The 6,824-nt window shown below is 70.0% G+C and carries 7 protein-coding genes; 6 read left to right on the top strand and 1 reads right to left on the bottom strand.

The genetic code is table 11. The annotated features are described in order from the left end of the window. Genes AB0J87_RS07310 through AB0J87_RS07335 form a run of 6 tightly spaced genes read left to right on the top strand, consistent with a single transcriptional unit; the run spans position 1 to position 5,299 of the window. Entirely contained in the window at positions 1–537 is a 537-nt protein-coding gene (locus AB0J87_RS07310) for a hypothetical protein (RefSeq protein WP_363963064.1), read from the top strand. Then, positions 534–1,625 carry a peptidoglycan-binding protein gene (locus AB0J87_RS07315; RefSeq protein WP_363963066.1) on the top strand — a complete coding sequence of 364 codons (1,092 nt, stop codon included), beginning with the start codon at positions 534–536 and terminating at the stop codon, positions 1,623–1,625. Before AB0J87_RS07310 ends, AB0J87_RS07315 begins: the two co-directional genes overlap by 4 nt. Beyond that, positions 1,625–2,287, top strand: a complete 663-nt coding sequence (locus AB0J87_RS07320; protein WP_363963117.1) for an ABC transporter ATP-binding protein — start codon at positions 1,625–1,627, stop codon at positions 2,285–2,287. The genes AB0J87_RS07315 and AB0J87_RS07320 overlap by 1 nt, the downstream gene beginning before the upstream one ends. Further along, positions 2,284–3,480 carry an ABC transporter permease gene (locus tag AB0J87_RS07325; protein ID WP_363963068.1) on the top strand — a complete coding sequence of 399 codons (1,197 nt, stop codon included), beginning with the start codon at positions 2,284–2,286 and terminating at the stop codon, positions 3,478–3,480. The genes AB0J87_RS07320 and AB0J87_RS07325 overlap by 4 nt, the downstream gene beginning before the upstream one ends. Before the next feature lie 54 nt (positions 3,481–3,534). Further along, a complete protein-coding gene (locus tag AB0J87_RS07330) occupies positions 3,535–4,398 on the top strand; it encodes a hypothetical protein (protein ID WP_363963070.1) in 864 nt (287 codons plus the stop codon). Between the two features lie 19 nt (positions 4,399–4,417). Further along, a complete protein-coding gene (locus tag AB0J87_RS07335) occupies positions 4,418–5,299 on the top strand; it encodes a DUF6597 domain-containing transcriptional factor (protein ID WP_363963072.1) in 882 nt (293 codons plus the stop codon). Here AB0J87_RS07335 and AB0J87_RS07340 read toward each other — a convergent pair. Beyond that, entirely contained in the window at positions 5,285–6,325 is a 1,041-nt protein-coding gene (locus AB0J87_RS07340; RefSeq protein WP_363963074.1) for an AI-2E family transporter, read from the bottom strand. The genes AB0J87_RS07335 and AB0J87_RS07340 overlap by 15 nt on opposite strands. Positions 6,326–6,824 lie beyond the last annotated feature (499 nt).

Below are 6,824 nucleotides of genomic sequence, written 5' to 3' on the forward strand. Positions count from 1 at the left end.
ATGACGAAGACACTCATCGCGCCCCCGCTGCTGATCGGGTTGCTGGCCGCGTTCGCCGTCGGCTGCGGCAGCCGGCAGGGTGACACGGGAGTCGCCTCCGTGGCCGTGGGCTCCTCCGCCAAGCCCTCCGCGAGCGCGAGCCCGACCGGCACGACGGACCCGCAGGAGCAGGGCAGGAAGTTCGCGCAGTGCATGCGCGACCACGGGATCCCCATGGAGGACCCGGACCCGAACGGGGGTGGAGGCCTCCAGGCGATCGGCGAGAACGCCGACAAGAAGAAGGTCATGGACGCCGTCGCGGCCTGCCAGGCCTACGCCCCCTTCAAAGACCGCAAGAACCTCGACCCGGAGCAGGTCGACAAGCTCCGCGAGCTGGCCAGGTGCATGCGCGAGAACGGCGTGGACTGGCCCGACCCCAACCCCGACGGCAGCTTTTCCAGCGGCACCGCGCTGAAGCTGGACCGGAACGACCCCACGTTCAAGAAGGCCTTCGAGATCTGTGGCAAGAAGTTCCCGAAGATGGGGGAGCGGAAGTGACGCAGGTCAAGGAGCCCTCGACGGCCGCCCGCGCCTTACCGCCCCGCCGTCGCCGCCCCCTGCGGGCGCTGGCCTGGACGGGCGGCGCCGCGCTGCTCGCCGCCGCCGTCGCTGCCGCCGCCGTGGGCTTCGGCGGAGACGGCACCGGTACGGCCGCCGCCACCCGTACACCCCCGGCCACCGCCAAGGTGACCCGCACGACCCTCACCGAGACGAAGACCGTGGACGGCACCCTCGGCTACGGCGACCCCCTGACCGTCACCGCCAAGTCCCAGGGCACGATCACCTGGCTCCCCGGTGAGGGCACCACGATCACCCGGGGCCACGCCGTCTACAGCGTGGACGCCGACCGCCGCCCCCTCCTGTACGGCACCATGCCCCTCTACCGCACGCTGGAGGACGGGGTCGAGGGCAAGGACGTCGAACTGCTCGAACGCAACCTCGAGAAGCTCGGCTACACCGGATTCGACGTGGACGGCGAGTTCACGTGGGCCACCAGGGAGGCGGTCGAGGACTGGCAGGACGACCTCGGGCTCGACGTCACCGGCAGGATCCAGCCGGGGGACGTCGTGGTCGCCGACGGCCCCATCCGGGTCGCCGACCTGAAGAAGGCGCTCGGCGACAGCGCGGGCGGTCCCGTGCTGACCGCCACCGGCACCACCCGCCAGGTGCTCGTCAACCTCGACGTTGCCGACGAGCACCTGGTCAGGAAGGGCATGAAGGCCACCGTCGAGCTGCCCGACGGCACCGAGGTGAACGGCAGGATCACCCGCGTGGGCAAGGTCGCCACCGAGACCGGCAGCGGCAATGACACGACCACCACCGTGGAGGTCAAGGTTTCGGTGAGCGGGCTGAAGAAGTCGTACGACGCCGCCCCCGTGGACGTCACGATCGTCTCCGACCAGCGCAAGGACGTCCTGGCCGTGCCCGTCGGCGCGCTGTTCGCCCTGGCCGAGGGCGGCTACGGCGTACAGGTCGTCGAGGGCCCGGCCACCCGCTACGCCGCGGTCGAGACCGGCATGTTCGCCGACGGCCGGGTCGAGGTCACCGGCGTCCAGGAGGGCACGACCGTGGCGGTGCCCAAGTGATCGTCGAACTGCACGACGTGAGCAAGGACTACGGCGACGTGGCCGCGCTCCGTGGAGTCTCCCTGGGCATCGAGCACGGCGAGCTCGTCGGCATCGTCGGCCCGTCCGGCTCGGGCAAGTCGACCATGCTCAACATGATCGGCACCCTCGACCGCCCGTCCGGCGGCCTGGTCCGCATCGCGGGGCACGACGTGGGCTCGCTCACCGACAAGCAGCTCTCCGCGCTGCGCGCGAACGTCATCGGCTTCGTCTTCCAGCAGTTCCACCTGGCCACCGGGGTCAGCGCGCTGGACAACGTGGCCGACGGCCTCCTGTACGCGGGTCCGTCCCTGCGGGAGCGGCGGCTACGGGCGTACGAGGCGCTCGAACGCGTCGGCCTCGGGCACCGGCTCGGCCACCGCCCGCACGAGCTGTCCGGCGGCGAGCGCCAGCGCGTGGCCATCGCCCGCGCCGTGGTCGGCGAGCCGCGGCTGCTGCTGGCCGACGAGCCCACCGGCAACCTCGACTCCCGCTCAGGAGCGGGCGTGATGGAGCTGCTGCGCGAGCTGAACGCGGGCGGCACCACCGTGGTCGTCATCACCCACGACCGCGACATCGCGTCCTCGCTGCCCCGGCAGGTCGAGATGCTGGACGGCCTGGTCGTGGAAGGAGCCCGGGTATGACTCCTCTGGTTGCGGCCCGGATGCGGCCGCGCGACGTGATCAGGGTCGGCGGGGCGGGCCTGCGGGCCAGGCCGCTGCGGGTGTTCCTGTCGGCGCTCGGCATCGCCATCGGCATCGCGGCCATGCTGGGCGTCGTCGGCATCTCCGCCTCCAGCCAGGAGGACCTCAACCGGCAGCTCGAAGCGCTCGGCACGAACCTGCTCACCGTCTCGCCCGGCCAGACCCTGTTCGGCGAGGCGTCCCACCTGCCCGCCGAGTCGGAGGGCATGATCGGCCAGATCGACCCCGTCACCGCGGTCACCGCCACCGGCACCACGCAGGCCAAGGTCTACCGCAACGACCACATCCCCGAGGCCCAGACCGGCAGCGTCTCCGTCACCGCCGCCCGCCTCGACCTCATCGAGGACGCCGGCGCCACCGTCGTCAGCGGCGCCTGGCTGAACGAGGCCACCCACCGCTACCCGGCCACCGTGCTCGGCGCCAAGGCGGCCGACCGGCTCGGTGTCGTCCAGGCCGGTCCCGACCAGCGGGTGTGGCTGGGTGGGCAGTGGTTCACCGTCGTGGGCGTGCTCGCGCCCGCGCCCCTGGCCCCCGAGCTCGACACGGCCGCCCTGGTCGGCTGGCCGGTCGCGGAGGAGCGCCTCGGCTTCGACGGGTACGCGACCACGATCTACACCAGGGCCCAGGAGCAGTACGTCGCCGCCGTCCGCGACGTCCTGGCCGCCACCGCGAACCCGGAGACGCCCAACGAGGTCGAGGTGTCGAGGCCGTCCGACGTCCTGGCCGCCAAGCAGGCCACCGACGCCACGCTGAACGCGCTCCTGCTCGGCCTCGGCGGCGTCGCCCTGCTGGTCGGCGGCGTGGGTGTGGCCAACACGATGGTCATCTCGGTGCTGGAGCGGCGCGCCGAGATCGGCCTGCGCCGCTCCCTCGGGGCCACGCGCGGCCAGGTCCGGGTTCAGTTCCTCGCCGAGTCGCTGCTGCTGTCGGCCATCGGCGGCGTGGGCGGCGTGCTGCTCGGCATCGGCGTCACGGCGGCGTACGCGAGCCTGCAGAGCTGGCCCGCGATCGTCCCGGTCTGGGCGATGCTCGGCGGCGTCTTCGCCACGCTGATCATCGGCGGCATCGCGGGCTTCTACCCGGCCGTACGGGCCGCGCGGATGTCGCCGACGGAGGCGCTGGCCACTCCGTGAGCATGTCCGATTTCGACAAGAGAACGGCACAGGGGAAGGAGTAGCTTCGCCGTCATGGACGTGATCGACCGTGCTGAGACATATCTGCAGCTCCACGGCCGCCTGCTCGACAGGTTGCGGTTCGCGGCGCTGTTCCGGGACGGGCCCCGCGAACGGGTGCTCGACGTGCTGCGCTGCTACCGGAACACCGACGGCGGCTTCGGCAACGCGCTCGAGCCCGACCTGCGCGGCGCGGGCAGCCAGCCGGAGCCGGTCGAGGTGGCGTTCTGGATCCTCGACGAGCTGGACGCGTTCGACTCGCCGATGGTGGCCGCCGCGTGCGACTACCTGGCCGGGGTCGGCACGCCGGACGGCGGCGTGCCGTTCGTGCTGCCGTCCGTCCGCGACACGCCCCGCGCGCCGTGGTGGGAGACCCCCGACGACCCGCCGGGGAACCTCGTCCCCACCGCGTCGATCGCGGGGCTGCTGCACAAGCACGGCAGCACGCATCCCTGGCTCGCCGCCGCGACCGGCTTCTGCTGGTCGCGGATCGCCGCCCTCACCGAGATCAGCCCGTACGAGGCCCGCGCCGTCGTGACGTTCCTGGACCTGGTGCCGGACCGCCCTCGTGCGGAGGCGGAGTTCGCGCGGCTGCGTGACGCGCTGCTCGCGAACGTCTCCTTCGATCCCGACGCGCCCGGTGACGCTCACTTCCCCCTGGATTTCGCGCCGTCGCCGCTGCGGCTCCCGATGTTCACGGAGGACGTCCTGGACGCCCACCTCGACGCCCTGCTCCGCGCGCAGTCCGACGACGGGGGCTGGAGCGGGAACTGGCTGATGTGGACGCCGCTGGTGGAGTATGAGTGGGGCGGCTACCTCACCGTGCACCGGCTCAGGACGCTGCGGGCGTACGGGAGGCTGCCGGGGTTCTGTCAGTGAGGCGGAGTACGTTGGAGGCATGTATGTGGAACGGCCTCCGACCGCCGACCTCGCGGGCCGTCTCGCCTGCGTGTGGCGTCAGGTCAGCGAGGCCGACGCCACGCAGCTCGTGGTGCCCGACGCCTGCGTTGACCTGATCTGGGGGCCTGAAGGGCTGTTCGTGGCCGGTCCGGACACCGGGCCCATGCCGACTCCGATGGCCTCCGGCGACACCTTCGTCGGCATCCGCTTCAGGCCGGGGGCGGTGGGCGACTTCTTCGGCGTCCCGCTCCAGGAGCTGCGCGACCAGCGCGTCCGGGTGTCCGACCTCCCGTCCCTGCGTGACCAGCCCGTCCGGGTCTCCGACCTTCCATCTCTCCGTGATCAGCCTGACGGGCTCGCCGAGCTCACCTCCCTGCACGATCAGCCCGTCGGGGTGTTCGCTCTCTCCTCTCTCCGCGATCAGCGTGTCTCGGCGTCTGACCCCCCGTCCCTCCGGGATCAGCCCATTCGGCTCGCCGACCTCCCGTCTCTGCACTCCGCGGATGTCGCGCCTACCGGGCGGCTCGACGCGATGCTCGCGGCGGTCAGGGAGCGCCTGGCCCGCGAGGTCCCCGCCGATCCCGCGGGCGCCGCCATCGCCGGCGCGCTCAGGATGGGCCGCTCGGTCGGCGAGGTGGCGTGGGACCTGGGGTTCAGCGAGCGCCAGCTGCACCGCCGCAGCCTGGTCACGTTCGGCTACGCGCCCAAGATCCTCCAGCGCATCGTCCGGTTCCAGCGCGCGCTGACCCTGGCCCGCGCGGGCGTCCCACTGGCGGAGGTGGCGGTCACGGCGGGCTACGCCGACCAGGCGCACCTGTCACACGACGTCAAGCGGCTGAGCGGGGTGTCCATGCGCCACCTGGTCTCACCCGCGGGGTAGCTTGCCCGACACCAGCGCCTGCACCCATCCGGCGGTCGGGTCGCTGTCGATGAACAGCGCCCGCGCCAGCAGGCTGAGCGGAATGGCGAGAATGGCGCCCAGCGGGCCCAACACGAAAGTCCACACGATCAGCGAAAGAAATGTCATCGTCGTCGACAGCCCCACGGCGTCCCCCAGGAACTTGGGGAGAATGAACGACTGCGTGACGACATTGGTCACGGTGTACGCGGCGACGACGAGCAACATTTTCTGCACGCCGCCGTCCAGCAGCGCGAGCATGGCGGGCGGCAGCAGGCCGATGATGAAGCCGATGTTGGGGATGTAGTTGGCGATGAGCGCCAGCACACCCCAGAGCAGCGGGAGCGGTACGTCCAGCAGCGTCAGGGCGATCACGTCGAGCACCGCGTAAATGATCCCGAAGACGGTCGAGACGATCAGGTAGCGCCGAGTTTTGTGCGCGAACGTGGCCAGCGCGGGGACGAGCCGGGCCCCGTTGCCCGTGCCGGAGGTGAGTATTTTCGCCGTCACCGGAGCGTCGAGACACATCGCCAGCAACAACACGACGATGAGAAACATCGACGACAGAATGGCGATCACACTGCCCAGCAGAGCCTGCGCGAATTCCACGATCTTGCCGGGGTCGAATGCCGCCAGTCCTTTGTTGAGCACGTCGTTGCTGACGCCGTGCGTGGTGGCCCAGTGCTGGGCGTCGGAGAGCAGCTGCTGGAACTGGGCGGTGTACGAGGGCAGCAACGAGGCGAGCTGGGTGGCCGAGATGACCAGGATGCCGACCATGCCGAGAAGCACGAGCACGACGATGAGGAACGGCACCGCGACCTGGAGCCAGGTGGGCGCGTGCCAGGCGGCGAGCCTGCGCCGCACGGGGGAGACGGCGATGACGAGCACCAGCGCCAGCACGATGGGGCCGGCAATCGACGCGACCTCACGGATTCCGTAGAGGACGATGACGGCGGCCGCTATGCCCACCAGGATGATGAGCGCCCTTGGCGCCGCTTGCTCTTGCACGCCCGGTACGTACCCCTGGTAGGCGTGCGTACCGTCGATTTGACGGTTCCCGGAGGCGTACATAGAGTTCACCAGTCCCGAGAGGGCGGCGCTTGATCGTCGATCTCACTCGGGGGCAACCTCCCTTCCACTTCGGTGCGAGACGTGCGCGTCTGGTTCTGGGGGCTGGTAAGTTAGAGGGGTTGTCCCGGAAGCGGGGCGGGTCTTAATTCCAGCAGGTCGAGCAAGCCGGGTCAATTTGACAGGGACTTGAACGGCTGAAAGAATAAAGACACAACGAAATGAACGCCTCCGAGCGAAAGACCGGAACGGTTTTGAGCAAGGAAGTACGCGTCCGTTTCTTGAGAACTCAACAGTGTGTTAAAAGCCAGTGCATGAGATACACATGCATATCCCCGTCATTAATTGACGGAAATTGCTTGGATTCACAATCCAAACGGTAGACATTGTTTGGAGAGTTTGATCCTGGCTCAGGACGAACGCTGGCGGCGTGCTTAAC

This window comes from Nonomuraea sp. NPDC049625 (genome assembly GCF_040675285.1).
Lineage (GTDB): Bacteria > Actinomycetota > Actinomycetes > Streptosporangiales > Streptosporangiaceae > Nonomuraea > Nonomuraea angiospora_A.